Source organism: Fulvivirga sp. M361, assembly GCF_007097395.1.
GTDB lineage: Bacteria > Bacteroidota > Bacteroidia > Cytophagales > Cyclobacteriaceae > Fulvivirga.
Map to the genome: position 1 here is coordinate 21,029 of NZ_VKDC01000047.1, position 24,943 is coordinate 45,971.

Below are 24,943 nucleotides of genomic sequence, written 5' to 3' on the forward strand. Positions count from 1 at the left end.
TTTATAGAAGCATAGACAGATCAACTTACTTATTTACTGCAAGGTAAATATCGAAATGCCTTTTGATGTCATAACGGTCATAAGACGGTATGATCATGGTGTAAGCTTCCTCTAAGCTCCTTACGAAGCTATATTTTTTCAGATTTTATCTAATTAATTATCTAGTTATGAAGTTTTTTTTATGCGCAGGCCTGTGTTTTTTACACTTCTTTGCTTTATCGCAAACCAGGTATTTTGTTGACGCGGATGCCTCGGGCTCAAACGACGGAAGTTCCTGGGAAAATGCCTTTCTCAATTTAAGTGATGCTTTGACTGTAATAGCGGAAGGAGATGAGATATGGATGGCCGAGGGGACCTATCTGCCGGGCAATAGCAGATTTTCCTCTTATAACATAAGAGTTTCTGACTTAAAGATATACGGAGGGTTCAACGGAACTGAAACCGATTTGACTGAACGTGATATAACCGCTAATCCTACCATACTCAGCGGAGAGATTGGAGGAAGTGCTGCTTCTGACAATATTCACAGGATTATATTCTTCGGGTTAAGTTCAGGTACCTTAGAAATTAACGGATTAACCATAAGAGATGCTTATAATATCTCTCGCGGAGCTTCCTCAAACGGAGGCGGTATCGTTTCATCCGGGCGGCTAAAACTTGAGAATATGACTTTCTTGAATAACAGGGCGCCGTATGGGGGTGCAGTTTATGTTGGCGGATCGATAGAAGTGGTCAATAGTCGATTTGAGGGGAATATGGCTTCGGGTAGTTCAGAAACAGGAGGTGGCGCTATAGTTATTTCTTCTGGTAGGGATGGTGGGAAGGTATCCTTTGTAAACACGGAGTTTATTAATAATGGTTGTACAACAGGAAATGGTGGCGCAATAGCAATTGGAGGCAGCGTTTTCTCTGTTTTTGAAGAAGTGATCCTGGATCAGGTGATGCTGGAAGGTAATTATGTCCGAAAGACGTCGTATGGTGAAAGAGGAAATGGCGGAGGCATTCACCTGGTGTGTGATTGTAAGGTAGTGATATCTAATACTACTATCAGCAGCAATGAGGCACAAGGTACCGGTGGAGGGATGTATTGCTTTCCGCAGGATTCCTTACAGATTATAAACACAACTATTTCCGGCAATTATGCAGAAGAAGCATCAGGTGGTCTGATAACTATCGGAGGAAATGTAACTACATTAGATCATGTAACCATTGTTGACAATAGCTCTAAAGGAGGGGTAGGAGGCTGGCTTAATAGCGAAGGTAGCCGTACACAATCTGCCGTCAAAACCCAGGTGATTAACTCTATTATTGCAGCGAACAACTCTGAAGAAACCGATTTTCATGATATTTTCGAGGAAGTTGAAGAGGGTAAAATCACCAGTTTAGGCTATAATATCATAGGAAACATTGGAAATCAACCTTTTGACTCCAATACTATAGGTGATATTTATGGTGATCCAAACGGAATCAGTGAAGCCAATGAGGGCGCTGACCGGGTAACCACAGGAGCTGTCGATCCACTGATCGAGGCATTGGCAGATAATGGAGGTTTTACGTTAACACATGCATTGCGTGAAGATAGTCCTGCCCGAAATGGAGGTACCCCTTCCGATCTTTTGAATGACCAAAGAGGTTTGCCTTATGTAGGACGTCCTGATATAGGCGCTTTTGAGTTCAATGCGGCTCCATCGCTTGAGAATGACATGGCAGACCAACTGGCCATTCGGCATCGTGAATTTTCTTTTACGATACCTGGCACGACATTCAATTCGGGAGATGAAGGAGATATTTTATCTTTCACCGCCACAGCCGTGGGTGATGCCGTGCTGCCTTCGTGGCTTACGTTTGATCCTCAAAACACCCGGTTTACGGGGACCCCGCTCAATGAAGATGAAACCATTACGGTGAAAGTAACGGCCTTAGATCAACGATCAGAGGAAATAACAGATGAGTTTAAGATAATAGTGATTGATGAGCCAATAGTGGGCAATACTATACCGGACCAGGCAGCTTTCCAGCTTCAGGCTTTTTCATTTACTATCCCAGAAAATACGTTTAGTTACAGCGATGAAGTGGCAGACAAAGTAAGCTATACCGCTACTCAAAGCGATGGTAGCGCTTTGCCGGCATGGCTTACTTTTGATGAGGACACAAGACAGTTTTCGGGTGCTCCTGCTGCCAATGACCAATCCATATCGGTTAAGGTAACCGCAACATATCAGGAAGGGTTTTCTATATCTGATGAGTTTGATATCACCATGAATGTGATCACCAGCTTGCATGAACAGCATGGTGTGAAGCCATTCTTTTATCCTAACCCGGTAGGGAATGTCATGCATATCCGTTTCCCGGAGAGTACAGGAAATGAAATACAGCTTATCATTTCATCCATCAATGGAAAAGCCTTTGTTCACCATACTTTTGTCAATGATCCGGGAGAATTATCACTTTCTATGAATGAGTTAGCTCAAGGAGTGTATATACTTGAATTCCATACAGAGGTTGATAATTACCAATACAAGATCATTAAACAATAAGTGACTAGCAAAGAGTTTGGAGTCACGGCATGCGTGTAATAGAGGGATGTCGGTAGCTGAAGGTTGAAGTAAAAGGTTGACTTAGTCATTGATTTTATAAGAATATCTTTTCTCCATCTCGTCATAAAAAGCTTTCAAAATGTAGAAAGCCTGTTTTTTGAATCCATTATCAGAGATCAGCCCCTTTCTGTTCCAACCGTCCTGAATGATGGGCAGGTTCCTTCTTGGTGAGCGGAAGTCAGCGAGTATCCAGGGGGTCATCCCTCTGAGTGTCGGGATTTTTTTCAGCATTTTGATCTGTTCACGATACAGATATGCCTGGTATTCTTCCGTCCATCTGGTGAGAGAGTCTCCATGATGATTATATAAAGCCCCACCGCCAAACTCACTTACAAAAAAAGGTTTGTCCGAAGGTAGTTGCCAGGTGACCTTATCACATTTGTCAGGAAGGCCTGAATACCATCCGATGTATTCATTACAACTAAGCATATCTACATCTCCGGCAAAAGGATCAGGTATCTTTACTACATTTTGTATATCTTTTTCATCACGTTCCAGTGCGGCGCTGACGAACCGGGTGTTGTCAATGCCGGTAGCAATATCTTTCAGTTGGCGTAAAAATGCCAGGCGCGAAGGTACATCAGGCGTTTCATTGGCCACAGACCAGACAATGACACTCGCCCGGTTTTTATCACGATGTACCAGGGTTTCCAATTGGCTTTTTGCCTGGTTAAAAGCTGCAGGGTTTTCATAATCTATACCCCAGTAGACCGGAATCTCTTCCCATAGTAATAACCCCATTTCGTCTGCAAGTCGCGGCATATTTTCGTTATGTGGGTAGTGAGCCAGGCGTATGAAGTTACAGTTGAGTTCTTTGGCCCAGCCCATTAGCATCTGTGCGTCGTCCATTGAGTGGGCCCGACTCATACTTTTTGGATTTTCTTCATGTAGTGATATGCCCCTCAAAAAGATAGATTTTCCATTAAGTAAAATGTCAGCCCCTTTTGTTTCGATCGTTCTGAAACCTATCTGATCATGGAGTAGGTCTGTACCGGCACTTACAGTGACATTATACAATTTCGGGCGTTCAGGATACCATTTTTTGATCTTTTTTGCTGAAAAAATGAATGAAGCCCGTCCATTATCGTCTGTAGTTATCGTTTCATTGATCCCCGCTTCAGGAATAGCTATGTTGACTTTTCGCTTAGAAGTAGCATTACGTAGTTGCACATAACCTTTTATCTGTCCGGGTGAGTTTTTATCCAGTTGAATAAAATAATCCTGTATATAAACAGGAGGTACTTCCATCAGTTTTACGCCTCGGGTAATTCCCCCATAATTCCACCAGTCGGTAGTATAGTTGGGTACGCGATCTTTCTCTCTGCGATTATCTACTCTAACCACCAGAGAATTATTCTTCGGCTTTACAAATGCGGTGATGTCAAAGTTAAAGGGATCAAAACCTCCTGAATGCTGGCCTGCTTTTTGGCCATTGACATATACATCCGTTTGATAATTAGCCGCGCCGAAGTAGAGGAACAACCTGTTTTTATCTTTTAGATCGTAGTCAAAAGTAGTCCGGTACCATATAGAACCTTCATAGTATAGCAGCATACGGTCCTGGGAATTCCAGTCTCCGGGTACCTTTATCTCGTCTGAGTTATTGAAATTATATTCCACACGGTCCCACCTTTCCTTGATCACTTTATCCGTGTAATAAGGTTTTGCCGAGTTTTTGGTGGATTTTGCTTGGTCAAAGGGTGCCCAGTTCCGGTGATTTCTGTAGCCGGTTTCATAAGGATCTACTACAAATTTCCAATTACCATTCAAACTGGCAGATGGCCTGTTATAAGCATTATGCAAAAGGCCATTTTGTGCCAAAACCTGCCCGAAGATACTTATAGCTATAAATAAGAGAGCTACTTTATTCATCAATCTTTTTTTAGTTGATGACGTCTATCGAGGTAGCATTCCCCTACATCAGACTATTATAAATATTTGCTTCTAAGAGAAGAATCTCTAACGATCAAATTGCTTTTAATGACCTTAGAGGAGGGGGGTAAGTTTTCATTTTCAATGTGTTTGAAAAGCAGTTCCGCAGCGGATTGTCCTAATTCTTCAGCGGGACTTTCTACGCTGGACAATGGAGGGTCGAAGTATTGGCTAAGTTCATTGTTATTGAAACCTACAATGGCAATATCCTGTGGTATCTTTAGCCCCTCTTGTTTGATGTAATACATTATCTGTATGGCAGACCGGTCATTAAGGGCAAAGATGCCATCCGGGGGTGAGTTTAAGGATAACAGACTTTTGGTGTAAGGTTTGGCATCCTGTTGGTAGTTAGAGGCAAATATGATCAATCGCTTATCAAGGTAAAGATCATGGTCTCTGATAGCATCTTTATAACCTTCCAGTCTTTTTCTGCTGTTGAACAGGTTTGGGGGGCCGGCTATATGTGCTATTCTTCTACACCCCTCATCTATCAGATGTTTGACCGCTTTATAAGAGGCTTCATAATCATCAATGACCACTTTAGAGGTATCAAGCCCTTCGTTTACACGATCAAAAAATACGATGGGTGTGTCCGTGTTAAGGATCTTATTAAAATGTTGAGCGTTAATGGTTTCTCTGGCAAGAGATACAATCAATCCATCCACCCGGTTGGCCATCATGACCTCTACGTTTTTCTTTTCTATTTCTAACGACTCATTTGATTGAGAAGTAATGATATTATAGGCATGTTGACTTACTACCTGTTGGATCCCGGTAAGTGCTTTGGCAAAGAAACGATTGTCAATGTTTGGCACGATCAGACCTATGACATTTGATTTTCTTTGTTTGAGATTAACGGCAATAGGGTCAGGGTAATAGTTTAACTCATCTGCCAGTTGATTAACCAGTTGACGTGTCTCTGCACTGACATCTGAATGACCTGCAAGGGCACGAGAGACGGTTGAGGTGGACAGGCTCAAACGGTCTGCTAAATCTTTAATACGTATTCGTCTGCCTCGCATAAGTGGTAAAGAAACGAAAAGATACGGAACGGCAAGATAATATCAAATCGCAAACGTTTTCGATGTTGGCAAAATCCCGGGATCGTTCCCGGGAACGATCCCTATAAAATTTTATTAACATTTGCAAGTAAATCATTTATTTTTTTGAAATAATTCTTTACTATCGTGTAGCTACTTTTTAAAAAACTATACTTTTTGGCTTATGATATACGCAGAGACGCTCCGTGCAAATACATCTACGCATCCTATCTCAGATGAGGTTCTTATTGTAAAAACTCAACACCACGGAGAGTATTCTGCTTTTGAAAATTTGTATCGAAAGTTTTATGGTGCGCTGACTAATTATGCATATCGCTACATGAAATCCAGGGAAAAAGCGGATGATATGGTGAGCGAGGTGTTTTACAAACTTTGGAATAAAAGGAGTTCAATAGCTGTAACCACCTCGTTGCAGTCGTACTTGTTTACTTCAGTAAGAAATAAATGCCTGGATCAATTAAGAACAGAAGGTCGTGTAAACCAATGTGACGATTCTTTGTTAATAGAATTTGACTCAGCTTGTGCCACACCTTTACAATATACCGTAGGAGAAGAACTTCGGAAAAAAATTGAGTCAGCCATTGAGGCATTGCCGAAAGACAGAAGAAGGATCTTTAGGATGAGCCGCGATAATGGCCTAAAATATAAGGAAATAGCTGCTACGTTGGGAATTTCTATAAAAACAGTAGAAACCCAGATGGGGCGTGCACTTCGATTTCTCAGAGAGGAGTTAGACGAATACGTCCGGATGTAGGGGTAGTTCAGAAAGCTTATCGTCATATGATCAATGTGTAAGCAAGAGATCATGACGGATGCTGACTGGGAACTTTTGGCTAAATGCCTGGCCGGAGAAGGTGATACTATTGATATGCTTTGGCTCAAAATGTGGATCAACTCAAACCCGGAAAACGAGAAGGTTTTTTTTAAGCTTTCTCAGATCTATCATACCCCCGTGTTAGATGAGATGAATGAAGATGAATCGTTTCAAAAGCTCACTGCCAGACTTAAAAAGGATGAATTGTTATAGTTTCAAATTATAGTTGCTTGAATATGTATAAAAAATTTACACACTTTTTTTTCTTTGTTCTGTTTTTTTTGGCGGCATCCACGCAAACGTTTGCTCAGAGATCCGGTGGTCTGACAGGCAAGATAACGGACGCCCAAAGCGGTGAAGAATTACCTGGCGCAACGGTACGTGTTAAAGGTACTACGGTGGGTGCAGTAACAGATATTTATGGAGAGTATTTACTCACCGTACCAGCGGGCAAGCATACGCTGGAATTCAGTTTTTTGGGTTATGCATCCAAAGAATTGGAGGTTGATGTTGAAGTAGGAACCATCGCGGAACTTAATATTCAACTTTCTACAGATGCCCAACAGTTAGATGAGATTGTGGTAACCGGGCAGGCGTTGGGACAGATGGCCGCTATTAATCAGCAGATCAACTCAAATACCATTGTAAATGTTGTTTCTAAGGATAAAATTGAGTCCATACCAGACCAGAATGCTGCGGAGTCCGTGGGTCGTTTGCCAGGTATTGCCATTCAGCGTGATGGAGGAGAAGGGCAAAAAGTTGTGGTGCGTGGGCTTTCACCGAGGTTCAACGCTATTACTATAAATGGTGAAAGAATCCCTTCCACAGACCCGCAGGATCGATCGGTAGATTTAAGTTTTATAGCCCCGGAGCAATTGGAAGGTATTGAAGTTTATAAAGCCTTGACCCCTGATAAAGATGCGGATGCAGTAGGCGGAACGATAAACTTCATTGCTAAAAAAGCCGACAGCGGATGGTCGGGTAGAATCAGGGCCTCAGCCGGGTATAATAGTTTAGCAGAAGAGTATGGTCAACCTAGAATAAATGCGAGTGTAAGTAATCGTTTTTTAGATGATAAACTAGGGGTTTTACTTACCGGTAATTTTCAAAGGGCTAATAGAAGTTCTGATGTGCTCACAGCAGGCTATGAGTCATTTGGTAATGCTCAGGAAATTAGATTGATAGGTGGTGAAGCCTCTGATATAGATGAGATCCGTAAGCGCTTTGGAGGTAGTATGGGGCTTGATTATAAATTGGGTAAAGCTGGTTCCCTTACGCTCAACACTACTTGGGGAGAAACACAAAGGGATGAAACCAGATTTAGACATAGTCACAGTTTAGACGGTAATCAGGAAAGGTTTCAAATTAGGGAACGAGAACAACAAATAAGGGCTATTTCTAATACGTTGGCCGGCGAACATAATGTTTTTGGAGGTTGGATAGTAAATTGGAAAACCTCTTATTCATTTACAAGACAGGAAACCCCATTACAGCAAGAGATGCGTTTTCGTGTAAACGGTGCTTATCCTGCAGAGCAGCTTAGTGTAACAGGAAGAGGACCAACTCAGCTATTCAATGATTTAAGTTCAGAGTCATTAGAAAATGTGTCAGAAGCAGCATTGCAGAGAGGAGATGTAAGAGGTTTCGAGCAATTGACGAAGGAAGATATTTACACTGCCAGTATGGATTTCTCTAAGGATTTTAATTTAGGATCTAAAATAACTGGAAAGCTAAAATTTGGCGGTAAGGCAAGGTTTTTTGATAGATCAAATGATGCCCAAAATTTCAGAGACAATGGGAATGGTCCAAATGACGGTCTTTCTGATCTTGTGGATGAATTTCCCGATGAATTCGAAACGGATGCATCGGGAAATATTTTGTTTGAGCAGTTTATCAGTAGCAATAGTTCAGATGATTTCTTAGATGGAGATCTGGACTTTGGTCCGTCCGTAGATATTAATAAATCCCGAAGGTTTTTTGATGTGTTTGGAAATGTTGTCTTAAACCGAAGAGACATATTGGATGCTAGTATAGGAAATGCAGATTATGAAGCTACAGAGTTAATTTCAGCAGGTTATGTGATGAGTGAGTTCAAGGTAAAAAAGTTGACACTGCTCGGCGGTGTACGTGTTGAACGAACGGATGCGAAATATACGGGGTTTGAGACGTTGTCTCAGGATGATGATAACACGGAAGAAGGTGAAGAGTTAGATGTAATCGTTCGTGAGCGTGTTAATGAAGTCTATTATGTAGACGTTCTGCCAATGGTCCATTTACGCTACAATTTTACGAATTGGTTTGATGTTAGGGCAGCGGTCACAAAATCACTATCCAGGCCAAATTTTCAAAATTGGGTGCCATGGCAAAACATTGATAATGCTAATCGTGTGGTAAGACGGGGTAACCCTAATTTACGAAATGCCATAGCATGGAATTATGATCTTTTCTTTTCCTTTTACAATGAGTTAGGACTTTTTACCGTGGGTCTGTTTCATAAAGAAATTGATAACATCGATGTTCTCTCCACCAGAAGAAATATCACTGGCTTGGAATTTCGTGGTTTTACAATAGAAGAACCCATTTTCCTTTCAGAGACATCTACTGTTCAAGGTATTGAAATAGACTTTCAAACCAACCTACGGCAACTGCCTTCCCCGTTTGATGGCATTGTGTTTTCAGCTAATGCTACCTTTATAAAATCCGAAACATTTTACCCGGTTTTTGATTTAGGGGATGAAACCAGACAACCTGATTTATTCAACCCTAATCCTATTCTTACCTTTCGGGAGGGTTCAATACCGGGTCAACCGGACTTGACAGCTAACCTTTCATTAGGCTATGAAAAAGGAGGGTTTTCCGGACGGGTTTCAGTGCTGGTTCAAGAAGATAGCTTTGATGAATTAGGCTCTCAGGAGTTATTTGACAGCTTTACCGGGCTTTTGACACGCTGGGATGCTTCAGTAAAACAAAATGTAACAGATCAATTACAAGTTTTTGCTAACTGGAATAACATTACTAATTCTCCACCTACAAGTTTCCAGGCCTCTGGTAGTAATGAGACTTTTCGTGAATTATTTGGTGCCACAGTGGACCTTGGTGTGAGTTACAAGTTTTTCAAATAAAGAATTTAAAGAATGAAAAGTATTTATAAAATAGGCTTAGCTGTAACCTTTATAGCTGTACTTCCCCTTTATTTGAAGGCTCAAGCACCTCGTACGGTCATTATCGAGCCGGATACGCTAGCTGCTTTGAATAATACGATTAACGGTGATACGCTGGAAAATGGAGAGCGTGTGGACCCTAATACCGTTTATATCTTAAGAAGGAATTCCGTTTATAAAACCAATGCTTTTATATTAAATCCAGGTTTTAAGTTAGTAGTAAGGGCGGAAGAAGGGCCTGGTTCAATGCCTATTATACAACCAACACCAATCAGAGGCGGTGATGCATTCAGGGCGTTTACACTCTCAAGTGACTTTGAGCTGGACGGTGTATATGTAACCAATATTGATGATACCGGAGGTTCCTTAAATAGGATATTTCGTGTAAACACAGCTGCTACCATACGATTAAAAAACTGTTGGTTAGATGGTACCAGCCAATCTGTGGTAAGATTTGATTCGCCAGGATCATCTGTTTTTATTGAAAACTCTATAATAAGCCATGTTGGTGAGACTTTTGATACAGGGAATGGCAGAGTAATAGATGTCCGCGGAGGAGGAGCTATAGCTGCCGATTCTATTGTTTTTAGGAACAATACAATTTTCAATATTGCTCGACGCTTAGTTCGTCATAATAACAACCTGTCTTCTAATTACATCGAGATCAGTAATAATACTTTGGTCAATTCCATTTCTGCCATTGGGTCTTTTGAACAGACCAGAGAAATCAAAGTAGTTAATAACCTATTTGTAAATCCAAATATGGAAGGAGATACCCGGTCGGCTAATTTATTTTCAATCGATGCGTTTGATTCAGAAAATCTGTATACAGAAGCCGGTATAGACCCTACCAGAAGACTGGAAATTCATCATAATTGGTTTTATTTTGATCCTGTTATAACAGATGTCTGGGCTGATACCGTTGATATGCCAGACTTCTATGATGGTGATATTTTTGAAGATTTGGTTGATTTAAATGGTGACCTTTTTAATGATACCACAGCCGCAGAGAATGCACTTATGTCTGAGCCCTACACATTTACAGGGCCAATAAAATTCAGAAATGCTCCAAGGCCTTCAGAGGCAATTGTTATTGGTGTGGTAAATGATGGCTTAACGGCACCATCGAGAGATGACGGCGTATCTCCCAATTGGAATTACGCTACTTCTCCATTTTTCCAGGTAATACAAGGTACATTGTCATTACCATGGGAATTTCCTTATGATTTTACATATGATGCATCTTCACTAGCGGCTTCATCCGCTCTAAACGGTGGTCCGGTAGGAGATCCTAGGTGGGTACCTCAGGTTTTGAACGACGTCATTGTCAGTTTGGACGACCTTATGGCAAAAACATCTCTTTTTTACCCTAACCCTGTCACACATAATTATATAGCGTTTAAGAACGCCTCTGACATTAAGTCTCTACAAATATACGCCCTTAACGGTTTGGAAGTGAAAAATAAGGAAGACATGATTTCCGGACGGATAGACTTGTCCGGCTTACCTGACGGTATGTTTATTTTGAAAGTAACCAACAGTAGAAACCAAATATTGAATCAAAAAATTATAAAGAAATAAGCTATGAAAAGCTATAAAAACTTAACCATAGTAAGCTGTTTATTAGTGATTTGTTCATTGATGCTGAGTTGTGACAATTTTGTTGATGAAGCGGCTGATTTTAATGACATAGAAGCTCAAACCTTAGCTTTATCGAAGACCTGGAATGCTGATCAGGTAATTTTTGATGGAGTGGACGTTACTGACCAGGAAAGCTTTTCAGATTTTAGCATAACATTCAGTAGTGATAATACCTGGACTGCTGAAAATGGCTCACCTATTATTTTGTCAAATGGTTCATGGAATTTTATTGAGGGGGATATAAATCGAGTGGATATGAGTGGAACCACGGTAATTATTGGATTCTCCATCGACAAAACAACGAGCAGGGTAATCACATTGACATTTACCGCGGGCGGGAGCGCCATTGGTGCCAGAACTAAGGGCGTAGACGGCGAGTATGTCTTTAGACTCTCAACCCTAGAAGAATAATTTATTAAATCACAAACAAACTAATGGAATATGAAAGCTAATCTACATTTGCAAATTTTCAAGCACATATCTATGGCAATGGTCTTACTATTAATACCATTGTTTTTCATAGCTTGTGGCGACGATGACGGAGATGATGTATTGCCACCCAAACCACGTGTAAGTTTTACGAATGGTTCCACAGCTACTGTGGAAAGAGGACAGTCTGTGGAGATAGCGATTGAGATCACCGCTGAGGGTGGTGTGAAGGGGCTTACAGTAAATGATGCTGATCAGACCTTTACCGTAGATGCTGCAGATGCTACAAAGGCCACTGCTACATACACTTTTGAAGCTGGTGACACTGAAGCGGTTGGAGATCAAATTTTAAGCTTTGAAGCGACAGATAACAGGGATCAGACTGGCACAGGGGAGTTTACAGTAACTGTAGTTGGACAGAATATTAGTTTAGCAGCAGATATCACTGAAGATTTAACCTTGGATCCTGATAATTCTTATACTATTGAAGATACAATAAAGGTGTCCGGCGCTACTCTTACCATTCCTGCCGGACTTACCATTAAGTTTAAAGTATTTGAAAAGTCCGGAGATGCATTTACCAGAGTGGCGGGACTGGATGTAAACAATGATGCAAATATTGTAGTCGAAGGTACCGCTGCAAATCCTGTGATTTTCACCCCGGACAGTGATTCGCCTGAACCAGGCATGTGGTCCGGGATACGTATTAACCAGGAGGAGGCAGTTGCAAAACCTGGTGCAGATAAACTGAGTTATGTCAGAGTAGAATATGCTGGTACCGATGAAGAGGAATTGACAGCAAGCAGACCAGCTGTGAGACTTAATGGTACGGATGAGACAGCGATTTTAGAATATATCCAGATCTTCAAACCACTGGATGCAGGTTTTAGGTTAGATGGATCTGAGGTAACTATGAAATACATCATGGTGACCAATGCAGGATCTTCTTCTTATCTTGTGCGTAATGGATCAATACTGAGAGGGCAATTTATCATTGCAAATTCACCGAGTTCTGATCATGGGGATAGAGATTTAAGAACGCGTGATGAAGGTTCAGTGGCAATTTTATCCAATTTCACTTTTTTAGGAAGTGGTATGGATGCGGGTACTTCACTAGACGGAATGAGGTTGGATGCTGAGGATGGTCAATATTATAACCTTTACAATGGAATTGTGGCCAATTATCCTGATGATGGCATAAGAGGAAGAAGTTATACTGCCGGACTAGACAGCATAGCCCATACTTATGTATTTCAGATAGGAGGAAGTGGAAATCCTGATTCTGAAGGGATAGAAGAGCTTAACTGGTCTCAGGCGCTTCGTGAAGGAGCAGTTAATTTTTACAATATGCACGGAAATCAAGTAGATCCCGATAATACACTGATAGCAGGAATAGGTGTAGATGATTTTGTTCCGGATGCAGAGGAAAGTTCGGCACTTGACCCATCTTCTTTAATTACAGGTTTTACGGCCGCAACATATGTAGGAGCCATTGGTGCTACCGACTGGACGTTAGGCTGGACGCTTAATGTCGATGGCAGTACACGATAATTAATTTCCGCTAATGACCAAAGAAGCCCTGATCATTTACTGGTCAGGGCTTCTTGTTTTATAGGCTAAGATAAAATTTGTAATGATCGTTATTTACAGCATTACATAATGGCATTTCATTTAACAATGTTTAGCATTGCCAAATACTACTGAAAGTAACCATATGAAAGCCATCCTACTCAAATCCCCGGGCCGGGCCGATAACCTCTACATCGGAGAAGCTCCTACTCCACAAATCAGCAACCGCCAGCTTTTGATCAAAGTGCGTTCCTGTGGCGTTAACCGTGCCGATATTTTACAACGTGAAGGAAAGTATCCACCTCCCAAAGGGGAGTCGCCTATTATTGGATTAGAAGTCTCCGGGGTAGTGGAAGAAGTGGGTGGGGAATGTGAGCGGTTCCAGGCAGGCGACCATGTAGTTGCTTTATTGGCAGGCGGAGGTTATGCGGAATATGTCGCGGTAGATGAATCATTGGTCATGCCGGTTCCTGCGGGGCTCAGCTTTGAAGAAGCTGCCGGTATTGCCGAGGTGTTCATCACTGCTTACCAGGCCCTTTTTTATATCGCCAAGTTGGAAAAAGGGCAAACAGCTTTAATACATGCCGGTGCGAGCGGAGTAGGCACTGCGGCTATTCAACTGTGTCATAGCATAGGAGCCAAATCGATCGTAACAGCCGGGTCAACAGAAAAGATACGTTTTTGTGAAGCGCTAGGGGCTTCTTCGGGGATTAACTATCGTGACACTCCTGCTTTTGACGGGCATGTTTTAGAGCATACGGGAGGTAAAGGTGCGGATGTGATCATTGACCCTATTGGGGCTTCTTATTTCGATCGCAACCTGAAGGCTATTGCTACTGACGGTCGTTGGGTACTGCTGGCGGCTATGGGAGGAGCAAAAGTTCCGGAGATGAACCTTGGCAAGTTGTTGGTGAAAAGAGTCAGTCTGACAGGTTCTACGTTAAGAAGCCGGGATTCAACCTACAAAGCCAGGTTAGTCAGGCAGTTCAGCGAACAATTCTTGAATAGTTTTGAAAGCGGGGCTTTGAAGCCCGTTATAGATCAGGTATTCCCTTGGGAAGAGGTGGCTAAAGCTCACCGCTATATGGAGCAGAACAGGAATACAGGTAAAATTATTCTCAGTATCACGCGTGAGTAATGAATCCTCTATTCTTCCTGTAATTCTTTTAAAACCTTCTCTTCCTTTAGTTTTTTGTAGAGAGTGATGGGATCATTTGTATCCATTAATGTTTGCCACGTTTCCTTGGTTACATTATCGTATATTTTTTCGACATCTTTCGTTTCCCGTACGATGAGATATCCCGTTTGGCCGTCGCAGGAATAATACCAAGCCTGTTGCGGTATTTTGTAACGTGAAATTTTCATTTGCTCCTGGTAACGGAAAGAGGTGTTCCTTATTGTTTCAATCAGCCCTCCTGTATCCTCTTTTGTAATGGAAAGACTGTCGCACGTGGTTTTTGAAGGGCCTAGTACAAAATTATGTTCTACCTGGGCTCTTAGCGAGTTAGTAACACATAACAATGCTATACAAAGGATCAATTTCATGAAAAATCTAACGCAGGAGCAGTGGCTATGTTGTGTGTGCTATTCTGATACTACAACCTTTTAACACTTTAAAACCAACTGGTACCATAATTTTGGAAGGGCCATGGAATACCTGCCAGCATAATCACCAACCCGATTAAATAAAAGATCAGTACAAGCTTGAATTTTTTACCATTATCCTGTGCTTTTTTAGATTTACTATAGCCTATCGTGATCAGTACAACTGCAATTAGCATAATGAGGATATGTTCTACCAGGAAGAAGCGCAATACACTGTCTTTCATAGATGCACCGGAAAATACTACTTTAGGGCTTATAGAATATAGAACAAGCCCTATCAGGAACTGCGTATGAGTGAAAATCAGTGCGAACAAGCCAAGCTTTTTGTCCTTTTCGGTGAAAGGAGTCGACCCGTTTGTTTTTCCGAGAGCGTTAAAAATGGCGAAAAGTAAGCTGGCCAGTACCAACCATCTGAGCCCTGAGTGGGCATGTTTAAGTATTTCCATAGTGTATAAATAACAAAAGCAGTCTAAAGGTAGACTGCTTTCCATTCAGGACAAAAAACTTCTTTAATTTCCTTTCTTAAGTGTCATTGATTCTGCCATTTTCACCGCTTCATAAGCATTGATGATCCCACCGGTAATGGATAGTTCTTCAAAATCGATTTTCTCTTTGTCTTTTCCCGGTTTAACCACTTTGAGGTGGTCAAAAGTTCGGGCTGATTTCCGGATAATGTCCCTTACCTGAAATGCACTCAACTCAGGGTAGTAAGACATAAGCATGGCCGCTACACCACTGGTAGCGGGTGCAGCCATACTGGTTCCGTCAAAGGTCTTATAGGAATCACCTGGAGTGGTAGAATAGATCTGTACGCCTGGAGCAAATACGTCTACAGTATTTTTGCCGTAGTTGCTGAAAGAACCAACGAAGTTTTCATCGTCGCCCCAGGAAGAGGCCCCTATTTCCAACCAATTGTTTGCAGAAAGGTCTTCAGAATACTTTTTGGTGGGGTAGTTTTTACCGGTATCAATGTTCTTGGAACTATTGCCTGCTGCATGAACCAGCAGAACACCTTTACTCTCAGCATATTTAATTGCTTTGTCTACCGCCTCTTTTTGAGGAGAGTATGATTTGCCGAAACTCATGTTAACAATATGTGCTCCGTTATCAACAGCATAAATAATAGCATTGGCTACATCTTTATCCCGTTCGTCGCCATCAGGTACGGCACGGATCACCATTATTTCTACATTGTCGGCTATTCCATTTATTCCAAGGTCATTATTACGGTTAGCTGCTATGATGCCTGCTACATGCGTTCCATGGCTCGGGTCATGACCTTTAACGTCATTATTTCCATAACCCTTTTCATAAGGGTCATCATAATTGTCACCGATCACGTTCCTGGGATCGAAATCCGTATTGTAGGCGTAGTGTACTTGATTTCCAAAATATTCTACACCCTCTTCCAATTCTTCTGCCAATGCTTCAAAGTCTGCATCCGGGCCTACATTTTGAAAGATCATACCAGTTACAGCCCTGGCGGCTAAAATGGTAGAATCCTGTGTATTGATTTTTTTAATGTCATCTATAGTAAGCTTCTCTACATCAAGATAAGCTTTGAGCAGATCATTGTACCTTACTATGTTTTTTTGAAGGCCATAGTAAAAATCGTATTGTTGCTGGGCTTTTTCCCGAGTCTTTTCAAAATCAGATTTTACTTTTTGCCAGAATTGATACTCTTCCTTTTGTTTCTTTTTGATCTTTTTTTCCGGTATCTCGTCATATTTGGCCTTCAATTCTACATAAATACGTGTTAATTCATAAGTATCTTGCTCCACATTACCTTCTTTTCCACCAATAAAATTCCAACCATACCGATCGTCGATGTAACCATTGCCATCATCATCCACACCGTTACCTTCTACTTCATCTTCGTTAATCCATATTTTACCAGCTAAGTCTTCATGATCTATGTCTACTCCTGAGTCTATTACTGCTACCGTTACCTTTCTTGAAGACTTGCCCTGCAATAGTGTTCTGTAGGTCTTTTCAGCACTAACTCCCTGTGCCTTATCTTCTTCCGGGTCCATTACCTGCCACTCTTTGACATGCATTTCACTGCTGTCCTGGGCCATATCTTGCGCTACAATAGCATATGAGGACATAAGCATGCCTGCTATAATTATATTGCGTACCATATAGTAGGTGTATTTTTATAAAGGCTACGAAGATACATCAAACCTATGATACTTTAATTATATTTTATATGGCTGGTGGCTGGGCTGTAAGCTTTTGTTTAAATAAGGAGAAAAACTTACAGCAGTCAGGGAAGGGCATGTTCAGGTTTTGATACGTTTTGTTGGTATGCGACATTTGTTGGTTCACTAGTGAGGGAGATATCATGTATTACCTGTGTTTGTTGTCCATAGCATTATTCTTTTTTCTTTTCTTTTTAGTAGCGTTCAAGGCTATAGTTGGCAGGGCGCGGCGACGTAAATTCACCAAAGACCTGTCCCGAAGATATTTCGCAGAATAAATTTTTCGATCAATTAATCGGTGCAGGACTTTATCAGGAAGTAAAAGTCTTATAACTTTAAGAATAATTATTTCACCTGCCCGATGGTAATTGAAGGAAACCGTGTAAGAGAACGTTATTTACAAGTTAGAAACCAATCTGAGCAAATATGCAGTCCGTTAACGGCTGAAGATCATGTAGTTCAGCCTATAGTCGATGTCAGCCCACCTAAATGGCATTTAGGGCATACCACCTGGTTTTTTGAGACGTTGGTATTAGCTCAAAATGATCCGGATTATAATGTATTTGATGATAACTATGGATTCCTTTTTAACAGCTACTATGAAACCGTAGGAGCCCGTACGATTCGTACAGACCGTGGTAATCTGACCAGACCAACGGTAAAAGAGATCCTTGAATACAGATCTTACGTAGACGAGAAGATGGAGGGCTTTCTTGAAAAAGTCGAAGACCCCGAAGTTCTTGAGCTCATTGAATTGGGCATACAACATGAACAACAGCATCAGGAACTCTTGTTTTACGATATTAAATATATCCTTGGGAACAATCCACTATTTCCTGTCTATGTTTCTAATTATATATCACCGTGCACGACAGAACTTTCTTCAGCCAATGATTTGATCATTGAGGAAGGAGTCTACCAGATTGGTCACCAAGAAGAAAATTTTCATTTTGACAATGAAAAAGGAGTACATAATGTATTTCTCCATTCCTGCGCACTTCAGGACCGTCTGATAACCAACAAGGAGTACATAGAGTTCATAGAAGATGGAGGATATTCCGATTTTAGGTTCTGGTTATCCGAAGGGTGGGATTGGGTAAAACAAAACGCAATTAAGGCGCCTTTTCATTGGCATTTTAAAGAGGGCGATTGGTTTATGTATTCATTGAATGGTGGCTTGGTGAAAGTGGACCTATTTGCACCTGTCATACATATTAGCTTCTTTGAAGCGGATGCATATGCCAAATGGAGCGGGCTTAGAATGCCTACGGAATTTGAATGGGAAGTAGCATGTAATCAATACGGGACTATAGACAAACAGACCAATTTCATGGAGTCCAATCATTATGCACCTGTATCTCCACTGAATGGAAATAATCAGTTGTATGGAGATGTTTGGGAATGGACTTCGAGCGCTTACAGACCTTATCCTTATTACAAAGCTCCTGAAGGCGCTGTTGGTGAATACAATGGAAAGTTTATGGTGAACCAAATGGTCCTTCGGGGAGGGTCCTGTGCAACTTCCCGCACACATATCCGTAACACCTACAGAAACTTTTTTCACCCACATTTGAGATGGATGTTCTCTGGCGTTCGTCTTGCTAAAGATCTTTAATTCGATATACCCATTTCATGATTGAACAGTTTGCACGTGATGTGCTGGATGGCTTACAACAGTATCCAAAAACGTTACCATCGAAATATTTTTATGATAAAAAAGGCGATGAGCTGTTTCAACAGATCATGGAGCTGGATGAATACTATTTAACCCGTTGCGAATATGAGATATTCCGAACACATAAAGCTTCCTGGCTGGAGATGTTTGCCAACGCTACCGAAAAATTTAACCTGATAGAATTTGGAGCAGGCGATGGTTTCAAAACCAAGGTATTGCTAAAGCACTTTTTAGATAATGGCGCCAACTTCCAATATGTACCTATTGACATTTCCGGAAATGTCTTAAAGCTTTTAGAGACCTCACTGGGGAAAGAATATCCTGATCTCTCAGTAAGATGTATTCAGAATGACTATTTCAAAGCGCTTGAAAGCATGGAAAACGGAGGATCAAGAAATATTGTGTTGTTTCTCGGCTCTAACATTGGCAACTTTTATGATGAAAGCGCTATAACGTTTTTAACTACACTCTCACAACGTCTTAAGCCGGGAGATCTGGTGCTTATTGGTTTTGATCTTATGAAGGACCCTGACGTAATCCTAAAAGCCTATAATGATGATAAAGGGGTTACTGCAGCATTTAACTTTAATTTGTTTGATAGAATCAATACAGAACTTGAGGGAAATTTTGACCTGACAAAGTTCAGGCATTGTCCTGTTTATGACCCCTTAACAGGGACAACTTCCAGCTATTTAGTAAGCACAGAACAACAGACCATAGAGATAATGGATACAGCGATACACTTTGAAGCCTGGGAGGCGATTCATACGGAGATATCGCAAAAATATAACCTCAAAGAGATTACCAGGCTGGCAGAAACATCGGGCTTCAGCGTAAAACAAAACTTCTTTGATGGCAGGAGGTATTTTGTAAATTCTGTGTGGCAGCGTTGAGAGATTGTTAAATGAACTATTGATATCATCAGATTAGCTTTTACAGTTTATTGTTAATCAAACAAAAGGTTGTTAAATTTGCGCTTCGTTTTTAACGCGGTGCTTAAGTGCATTTACTGAAAAGGGTGCTGCGTAATTTTGACATAGTAGTTTGCCCAGGTGCTGGAATTGGTAGACGGGCTCGGTTGAGGGCCGAGTGTCCTAACGGACGTGGGGGTTCGACTCCCCCCCTGGGCACATAAAAATGGCTATATTTACTGAAAGGACAGCTGTTTATTAAACGAGAACCTGATACTGTATCAGGCTTTTTATATTTTTATTGCATGCTTCCCTTCCTTTGATATTTGAGGAAATAGCAAGGTCAAATCAAGAAGTGTACTGCCTCAGTTATATAGGGCTCTCTCGAAAATTCCATTTTCAAGGTTTGTTTCTGGGCGCTGGTCACTGGGCCACTGGCAATACAGCGCACAATTTATTGATTATCATCATATTACAAATACACTTGAAAAATGATATTGCTCAGTCGCTTATTGCAAATCAGACCGTGATAGAAGACAAAAACCTCGAAAATGGCATAATACCGATGATTTTGAGGTTCAAAACACCAAAACCTCCCATAAAAGGTGCATTTAAGCGTCAAAAACACACTTTTTGAGCTAAAACTATTTTTCATGAGTGGCCTATATAAGATAAGTTTTGAGGTAAAAAACTATTAAAGGCCTGAAATATCAAATTTCCTCATCTGATTCTTCCACAGGTATTTCTTCCTGTTTCACATGCAGGATAAACTGTTTATCCAATGTAAACTCATAAATAGCGGTAGAAGTGAGTTCTTGAGCCTTTCCGGATTGTTGAAGGATGAGTAACAGATGTTGTGCCACTATTGAAGTTTTGATATCATTTATCACCTTACCCTTAAAGGAACGTAGTGTGAAGGAATAGCCCCCTTTTTGCCTTGGATCAATATCCAGGAATTCATGTTTTGAAAGCGCATACTCCTGTGGCCCTTGAGCAGCGTCTAACATAAGTTTTAGAAGGACAGGGCGGTATTTATGCCATACAGGTGTATATTTTTCAATCACGTGTTCAAATTTTAAAATAAATCTTGATCTTTTTTCTAAAAGTACTCTTTTAGCCTTTTGAATAGGTTATTCTTACATTCAATATTTGAAAGGGCTGAAAATCAGTAGCGTTGTAAGTCGGCAAAAACTAACTCTAGTTGCGCCCTCGTCTTATCAAGTTTGGCAGCCAGTTTGTCCAGCATTGTTTCCCTGTCTTTATCTTCCAATGCGAAGTCTTCGTCATTAATTACTGGAAATATTCTTTTAAGCAATATTTTCTGCTCTCTCCAGCTTCTAACTATTTGCATATTTGAAGCTACGAATAAATAATGCTTTTTCGTCATGCTGTTGAATAATAGTGTCATAATAGGACAAAATTGATACCTTCACGACACCTTTTAGTTATAGATGAAAGGTTCACCGGACCCGATAGGATCATAAAAATCCCATCATTAACAGACAATTTATGAATTTAAATCTGGCAGTACTTATAGATGGTGATAATATTCCATCATCTCATGTAAAGGAGATGATGGAAGAAATAGCGAAATACGGTAATCCAACCATTAAGAGGATTTATGGCGATTGGACTAAACCTCATTTAACCAAATGGAAAAACCTATTGCTGGAAAATGCTATTACTCCCATTCAACAATATGGGTACACTACTGGTAAAAATGCAACGGATTCGGCTATGATCATTGATGCCATGGATATACTGTATTCAGGTAAAGTCAGTGGTTTTTGCCTGGTTTCCAGTGATAGCGATTTTACAAGGTTAGCCACGCGTTTGAGAGAAGCAGGAATGCAGGTAATCGGTATAGGAGAAAGAAAGACGCCAAATCCATTTATAGTGGCTTGTGATAAATTTGTTTATATCGAGGTGTTGAAAAATCCATTGGATAAGAAGGAATCCGAAAGTGAAAAAAGACTCGGGAAAGAAGAGATAGATAAAATTACTGCAAAGGAAATTAAGCTCATTAAAACCTCCATCTCTGATCTGTCTGATGAAGAGGGTTGGGCATTTTTAGGAGATGTAGGAAGTTTAATACAAAAAAAACAACCCAATTTTGACTCACGGAATTACGGTTTTCAGAAATTAACTCCCCTGATCAAGTCTTTAGATGGTTTTGAAATAGAGCAACGGGAAGGTTCCAGTAGCCGAAACAAACTCATATTCGTTAAAAATAAAGAGAAACACTCCGGCAGGAGTAAAAAGTGATATTCATTCAGTTCGTTTTCTTCATTATCAAGGCTGGTTCTATCATTAGGCCTGAAAATCATTAGGTAATGCCGCGGTAAGCAAGCCTTTCCCCGGAAATTAAAATTGTAGTCACCACCGAAAAGAGATCAAAATGAATTTTCTATGACATCCTAAGTGAGTCATACTGATGTTTTATACACCGGACTCACCCACTTCTCCGGACCGTCATACTTACTGGCACTGGCCCATCTTATACCGCGTTTAATAAGCTTTATAGCTTCAGGTACTTCTGTGACATGACTCAAATTATGCCCTAACGATGTATAGAAAATGCGTCCCTTACCATACATCTTTTTCCAGCAGACAGGCATCGTACACCCTTCTATCCAGTCGTCATGCTGTGCATCGAATTGTGTGGTAGCGAGCACTTTAACATTGGGGTCTACATGCATATAGTATTGTTCACTGGTCATGTCAAAATCCTTCAGGTCATGCGTAATGGTATCGTCATTATCAATGATATTTACTGTATAGTCAATAATACCTCCGGGATGAGCTACCCACTGACCTCCCGTCATGTATTGATAGTTTACATTTTGCCGGAACGCATCACACATGCCACCATGCCAGCCTGCCATTCCGGCCCCCTGCTTCACGGCTTTTAACAGGCCTTTTTCCTGCTCTTCGTTGATCGTCGACATGGTGTGAGTCTGAACAATCAGGTCTATATCTTTCATCAATACTTCGTCCGAATAGGGGGTAAGGTTATCAAAAACGTGCACTGTGGCGCCTTCTTCTTTCATCCAGGGCACCAGGTAATCACGGAATTTTTCCGGCTCATGTCCTTTCCAACCGCCATATATGAACAAGACCTTACGACCTTTTAACTCAGGTAGTGGCTTAACTTCTGTTGAATGTGTTTGGGCCAAACTTGCATTTAACCATGGGGTAGTGGCCAGTAAAAGGCCTGATTTGCGTAGGAACGATCTTCTTGATTTCATATTGACAGTGTTTTGGGCATAGATTGGCAAACTATGGCTTATCATGATTAAATGTAAAGGGTTTTAAAAATACGATTATATATATTCAATTGGAATAGGTGTGCTGTTTACGTGCCATGCTGTTTATTATCAGGTTTTCCGGATAAAGCCCGGGTTAAAAAAATGTTACACCTTGTCATTTGTATTCAAACTTTTTAATCCATCATATAGCGGCATGATTTGTGGAATTCCTCCACAAATTGGGGATGTATTCATTTATAATCAGTATGATTTTCATTAAATACATCACCTCTGCGCTTATGGCACGGCAATGGATACTATTTGGTAACATCAAATAGGAAATCATATGAAACTGTTAAAAAAATACGGTCTTGTGTTGATGTTGGCACCCATAGTTTTGGCTTGTAATCAAAAAGAGATGAAAACGCTCTCCAGTGAGAATAAGGAGCTGGATTCAGCAAATCACCAGTTGGAAAGTGAGTTGGAAACCTATATGCGGACGTTCAATGAAATAGAAAGTAACCTGGCTGAAATAAAAGAACGGGAAAGCGCCATAGCGCTAAAAACACAGGATAATGTAGAATACGAAGGTGATGCTAAACAGGTGATAGTGGACGATATTAAGGCCATTAATGCATTACTGGTCGAGAATCACGAAAAAATGGCACAACTTCAGTCTACGCTCAATACTACCAATGGTGAATTTAAAAAGATGGTAGGGCGCTTGAACCAAAAGGTCAAAGAAAAAGACCAGGAGGTGGTTCTTTTGAAAGAAGAGCTTACAGCGCTTAACCTTGAAAAGGAAAGCCTTACCGAAAGTGTAGCAGAATTGAACGGTTCGGTGGAAACGCTGGAGGGTAGGACTATGGTTCAGGACTCTGTTATTTCTGCTCAAACACAAATGATACAAGATCAATACAATGGTCTTACTACGGCTTTTGTAGCGATAGGCACCTATAAAGACCTGGAAGAAAAGCAGGTATTGCAGAAGGAAGGGGGCTTGCTGGGATTAGGAAGGACTGAAAAACTGAATGAGGATCCTGATTTAGCTGCTTTTACTCGTATTAATATTGATAATGAGTTGCAAATCGATGTACAAGGTAATAAGGCAGAACTTGTCACTAATCATCCGAAAGGGTCTTACAAGTTTGAGATGAATGAGACAGAAGACATTGAAAAGCTGGTAATTTTAGACAAAGATGATTTTTGGAGATCATCAAAAATGCTGGTGGTGATGGTGAATGAGTAAGAAAAAAGTAAAACATACATCAAATACCGGCCCGTATGAACGGGTCGGTATATTTTTTTACGGGCCAATGAAAGTGAATGTCATCAGGTCAGGGTTTTAATAACATAACTATTCTATTGCCGTTGTATTTTTTGTTGTCCTCTTTAACGGCGAGTTACACATTTAGTGCATTGTACCTGGATGATAATCAATGAGATTTCATCCCAGATTTGTTATGAATAAACAATGTTAAATCGCAAAAGAAGGCGAATATTGTGATGCGGACACATTTGCGCCTCAAGTAATGGTTTTTGGCGTACATTTTGCTAATAACGGACATAATCAGTGATCACTAAAATCAAATCTACCATTATGAAAAACATACCTTGGAATTATTTAGTATTCATTTTTTTATTTGGAGTAGCGGTTGGCTGCAAGAGTAAAAAAAAGGTAGCCGATATTACCACACCTCAGGAATCTGCCCCATCGGAGGTTGTGGAAAAAACACCTGAGAAGGAATACCCTGATCATGATGAAAACATTAAAACGGTTGAAAAAGAAGTAACCACTGAGCGTAAGTTAACGGAATATTTAACCGCTATTTCCACTGCCCCTAGTACTACCTCTGCCAACAAAACCATTGGTGAAACTCTTAATATGTTTTCGTCACCCGATGCACTGGTATTGATCATCATCAGCGAGTCGGATGGTATTAAAGACTATGACCGGCCTACTACCATCCAAAAGTATCTGAACTATCTCAAAGATCAGAAAAAAGAGATGGACGAGGTGCACAGTATTAAAAAAGATGCTAATGGTAAAATAACCGAGCTTGAACTAAAGAAATAACGCACTAAATAACACTATCATG

At 40.7% G+C, this 24,943-nt stretch carries 21 protein-coding genes and 1 tRNA gene; 14 read left to right on the forward strand and 8 right to left on the reverse strand.

From position 1 onward, the window contains the following. The first annotated feature begins 167 nt into the window (after window positions 1–167). Entirely contained in the window at window positions 168–2,537 is a 2,370-nt protein-coding gene (locus FNH22_RS28705; RefSeq protein ID WP_143401973.1) for a putative Ig domain-containing protein, read from the forward strand. An 81-nt stretch (window positions 2,538–2,618) separates the two neighbouring features. On the opposite strand, the gene FNH22_RS28710 is transcribed toward FNH22_RS28705, so the two are convergent. Together FNH22_RS28710 and FNH22_RS28715 are read right to left on the reverse strand one after the other, a co-directional pair. Beyond that, window positions 2,619–4,469, reverse strand: coding sequence for a glycoside hydrolase family 2 protein (locus FNH22_RS28710; RefSeq protein ID WP_143401974.1), 1,851 nt, complete (start codon window positions 4,467–4,469; stop codon window positions 2,619–2,621). Between the two features lie 56 nt (window positions 4,470–4,525). Continuing rightward, window positions 4,526–5,551: a LacI family DNA-binding transcriptional regulator gene (locus tag FNH22_RS28715; protein ID WP_143401975.1), complete on the reverse strand. Its 1,026-nt coding sequence runs from the start codon at window positions 5,549–5,551 to the stop codon at window positions 4,526–4,528. Between the two features lie 202 nt (window positions 5,552–5,753). Between FNH22_RS28715 and FNH22_RS28720 the strand changes: the two genes are divergently transcribed. The 7 genes from FNH22_RS28720 to FNH22_RS28750 all read left to right on the forward strand — a co-directional run bounded on the left by FNH22_RS28720 (window position 5,754) and on the right by FNH22_RS28750 (window position 14,342). Continuing rightward, a complete protein-coding gene (locus FNH22_RS28720) occupies window positions 5,754–6,344 on the forward strand; it encodes an RNA polymerase sigma-70 factor (protein ID WP_143401976.1) in 591 nt (196 codons plus the stop codon). 33 nt (window positions 6,345–6,377) lie between these two features. Beyond that, a complete protein-coding gene (locus FNH22_RS28725) occupies window positions 6,378–6,617 on the forward strand; it encodes a hypothetical protein (protein WP_143401977.1) in 240 nt (79 codons plus the stop codon). Between the two features lie 23 nt (window positions 6,618–6,640). After that, the gene (locus FNH22_RS28730) at window positions 6,641–9,526 is read left to right on the forward strand and encodes a TonB-dependent receptor (protein ID WP_143401978.1); all 2,886 of its coding nucleotides are present in this window, start codon (window positions 6,641–6,643) and stop codon (window positions 9,524–9,526) included. 12 nt (window positions 9,527–9,538) lie between these two features. Next, window positions 9,539–11,146, forward strand: coding sequence for a T9SS type A sorting domain-containing protein (locus tag FNH22_RS28735; protein ID WP_143401979.1), 1,608 nt, complete (start codon window positions 9,539–9,541; stop codon window positions 11,144–11,146). 3 nt (window positions 11,147–11,149) lie between these two features. Continuing rightward, window positions 11,150–11,617, forward strand: a complete 468-nt coding sequence (locus tag FNH22_RS28740) for a DUF5004 domain-containing protein (RefSeq protein WP_143401980.1) — start codon at window positions 11,150–11,152, stop codon at window positions 11,615–11,617. 30 nt (window positions 11,618–11,647) lie between these two features. Continuing rightward, complete coding sequence (locus tag FNH22_RS28745; protein WP_143401981.1) at window positions 11,648–13,186, forward strand: hypothetical protein; 1,539 nt, start codon at window positions 11,648–11,650, stop codon at window positions 13,184–13,186. Between the two features lie 163 nt (window positions 13,187–13,349). Beyond that, complete coding sequence (locus FNH22_RS28750; protein ID WP_143401982.1) at window positions 13,350–14,342, forward strand: NAD(P)H-quinone oxidoreductase; 993 nt, start codon at window positions 13,350–13,352, stop codon at window positions 14,340–14,342. An 8-nt stretch (window positions 14,343–14,350) separates the two neighbouring features. Here the strand turns inward: FNH22_RS28750 and FNH22_RS28755 are convergent, their stop codons facing one another. The 3 genes from FNH22_RS28755 to FNH22_RS28765 form a co-directional block, all read right to left on the reverse strand. After that, on the reverse strand, window positions 14,351–14,749 hold the full coding sequence (locus FNH22_RS28755; RefSeq protein WP_143401983.1) for a hypothetical protein: 399 nt from the start codon (window positions 14,747–14,749) through the stop codon (window positions 14,351–14,353). 68 nt (window positions 14,750–14,817) lie between these two features. Continuing rightward, window positions 14,818–15,255 (reverse strand): cytochrome B, encoded by a 438-nt coding sequence (locus tag FNH22_RS28760; RefSeq protein ID WP_143401984.1) that lies wholly within the window; start codon window positions 15,253–15,255, stop codon window positions 14,818–14,820. Window positions 15,256–15,318: 63 nt separating this feature from the next. Further along, window positions 15,319–16,950 carry a S8 family peptidase gene (locus FNH22_RS28765; protein WP_143401985.1) on the reverse strand — a complete coding sequence of 544 codons (1,632 nt, stop codon included), beginning with the start codon at window positions 16,948–16,950 and terminating at the stop codon, window positions 15,319–15,321. Window positions 16,951–17,371: 421 nt separating this feature from the next. Here FNH22_RS28765 and egtB point away from each other — a divergent pair, with 421 nt between their 5' ends. From egtB to FNH22_RS28780, 3 genes are all read left to right on the forward strand, one after another. Beyond that, window positions 17,372–18,625, forward strand: coding sequence for an ergothioneine biosynthesis protein EgtB (gene egtB / locus FNH22_RS28770; protein WP_143401986.1), 1,254 nt, complete (start codon window positions 17,372–17,374; stop codon window positions 18,623–18,625). Window positions 18,626–18,642: 17 nt separating this feature from the next. Next, entirely contained in the window at window positions 18,643–19,578 is a 936-nt protein-coding gene (egtD, locus tag FNH22_RS28775) for an L-histidine N(alpha)-methyltransferase (RefSeq protein WP_143401987.1), read from the forward strand. A gap of 153 nt (window positions 19,579–19,731) precedes the next feature. Beyond that, window positions 19,732–19,815, forward strand: a tRNA-Leu gene (locus FNH22_RS28780). Window positions 19,816–20,306: 491 nt separating this feature from the next. On the opposite strand, the gene FNH22_RS28785 is transcribed toward FNH22_RS28780, so the two are convergent. Next, window positions 20,307–20,660 carry a hypothetical protein gene (locus FNH22_RS28785; RefSeq protein WP_143401988.1) on the reverse strand — a complete coding sequence of 118 codons (354 nt, stop codon included), beginning with the start codon at window positions 20,658–20,660 and terminating at the stop codon, window positions 20,307–20,309. A gap of 101 nt (window positions 20,661–20,761) precedes the next feature. Beyond that, window positions 20,762–20,947: a general stress protein CsbD gene (locus FNH22_RS28790; protein ID WP_185154474.1), complete on the reverse strand. Its 186-nt coding sequence runs from the start codon at window positions 20,945–20,947 to the stop codon at window positions 20,762–20,764. A gap of 158 nt (window positions 20,948–21,105) precedes the next feature. On the opposite strand from FNH22_RS28790, the gene FNH22_RS28795 reads away from it, so the two are divergent. After that, window positions 21,106–21,861 carry an NYN domain-containing protein gene (locus tag FNH22_RS28795; protein ID WP_143401990.1) on the forward strand — a complete coding sequence of 252 codons (756 nt, stop codon included), beginning with the start codon at window positions 21,106–21,108 and terminating at the stop codon, window positions 21,859–21,861. A 161-nt stretch (window positions 21,862–22,022) separates the two neighbouring features. Here the strand turns inward: FNH22_RS28795 and FNH22_RS28800 are convergent, their stop codons facing one another. Further along, the gene (locus FNH22_RS28800) at window positions 22,023–22,844 is read right to left on the reverse strand and encodes a ThuA domain-containing protein (RefSeq protein ID WP_143401991.1); all 822 of its coding nucleotides are present in this window, start codon (window positions 22,842–22,844) and stop codon (window positions 22,023–22,025) included. A gap of 346 nt (window positions 22,845–23,190) precedes the next feature. On the opposite strand from FNH22_RS28800, the gene FNH22_RS28805 reads away from it, so the two are divergent. Then, the gene (locus FNH22_RS28805) at window positions 23,191–24,093 is read left to right on the forward strand and encodes a hypothetical protein (RefSeq protein WP_143401992.1); all 903 of its coding nucleotides are present in this window, start codon (window positions 23,191–23,193) and stop codon (window positions 24,091–24,093) included. Between the two features lie 351 nt (window positions 24,094–24,444). Continuing rightward, window positions 24,445–24,921, forward strand: coding sequence for a nucleoid-structuring protein H-NS (locus tag FNH22_RS28810; RefSeq protein WP_143401993.1), 477 nt, complete (start codon window positions 24,445–24,447; stop codon window positions 24,919–24,921). Window positions 24,922–24,943 lie beyond the last annotated feature (22 nt).

Coding starts and splice junctions, on each gene's coding strand:
- FNH22_RS28735 (WP_143401979.1), top strand. CDS start 9,539: ATGAAAAGTATTTATAAAATAGGCTTAGCTGTAACCTTTATAGCTGTA.
- FNH22_RS28710 (WP_143401974.1), bottom strand. CDS start 4,469: ATGAATAAAGTAGCTCTCTTATTTATAGCTATAAGTATCTTCGGGCAG.
- FNH22_RS28755 (WP_143401983.1), bottom strand. CDS start 14,749: ATGAAATTGATCCTTTGTATAGCATTGTTATGTGTTACTAACTCGCTA.
- FNH22_RS28725 (WP_143401977.1), top strand. CDS start 6,378: ATGTGTAAGCAAGAGATCATGACGGATGCTGACTGGGAACTTTTGGCT.
- FNH22_RS28795 (WP_143401990.1), top strand. CDS start 21,106: ATGAATTTAAATCTGGCAGTACTTATAGATGGTGATAATATTCCATCA.
- FNH22_RS28750 (WP_143401982.1), top strand. CDS start 13,350: ATGAAAGCCATCCTACTCAAATCCCCGGGCCGGGCCGATAACCTCTAC.
- FNH22_RS28765 (WP_143401985.1), bottom strand. CDS start 16,950: ATGGTACGCAATATAATTATAGCAGGCATGCTTATGTCCTCATATGCT.
- FNH22_RS28800 (WP_143401991.1), bottom strand. CDS start 22,844: ATGAAATCAAGAAGATCGTTCCTACGCAAATCAGGCCTTTTACTGGCC.
- FNH22_RS28790 (WP_185154474.1), bottom strand. CDS start 20,947: ATGCAAATAGTTAGAAGCTGGAGAGAGCAGAAAATATTGCTTAAAAGA.
- FNH22_RS28740 (WP_143401980.1), top strand. CDS start 11,150: ATGAAAAGCTATAAAAACTTAACCATAGTAAGCTGTTTATTAGTGATT.
- FNH22_RS28730 (WP_143401978.1), top strand. CDS start 6,641: ATGTATAAAAAATTTACACACTTTTTTTTCTTTGTTCTGTTTTTTTTG.
- FNH22_RS28745 (WP_143401981.1), top strand. CDS start 11,648: ATGAAAGCTAATCTACATTTGCAAATTTTCAAGCACATATCTATGGCA.
- FNH22_RS28760 (WP_143401984.1), bottom strand. CDS start 15,255: ATGGAAATACTTAAACATGCCCACTCAGGGCTCAGATGGTTGGTACTG.
- FNH22_RS28805 (WP_143401992.1), top strand. CDS start 23,191: ATGAAACTGTTAAAAAAATACGGTCTTGTGTTGATGTTGGCACCCATA.
- FNH22_RS28810 (WP_143401993.1), top strand. CDS start 24,445: ATGAAAAACATACCTTGGAATTATTTAGTATTCATTTTTTTATTTGGA.
- FNH22_RS28720 (WP_143401976.1), top strand. CDS start 5,754: ATGATATACGCAGAGACGCTCCGTGCAAATACATCTACGCATCCTATC.
- FNH22_RS28705 (WP_143401973.1), top strand. CDS start 168: ATGAAGTTTTTTTTATGCGCAGGCCTGTGTTTTTTACACTTCTTTGCT.
- egtD (WP_143401987.1), top strand. CDS start 18,643: ATGATTGAACAGTTTGCACGTGATGTGCTGGATGGCTTACAACAGTAT.
- egtB (WP_143401986.1), top strand. CDS start 17,372: ATGGTAATTGAAGGAAACCGTGTAAGAGAACGTTATTTACAAGTTAGA.
- FNH22_RS28715 (WP_143401975.1), bottom strand. CDS start 5,551: ATGCGAGGCAGACGAATACGTATTAAAGATTTAGCAGACCGTTTGAGC.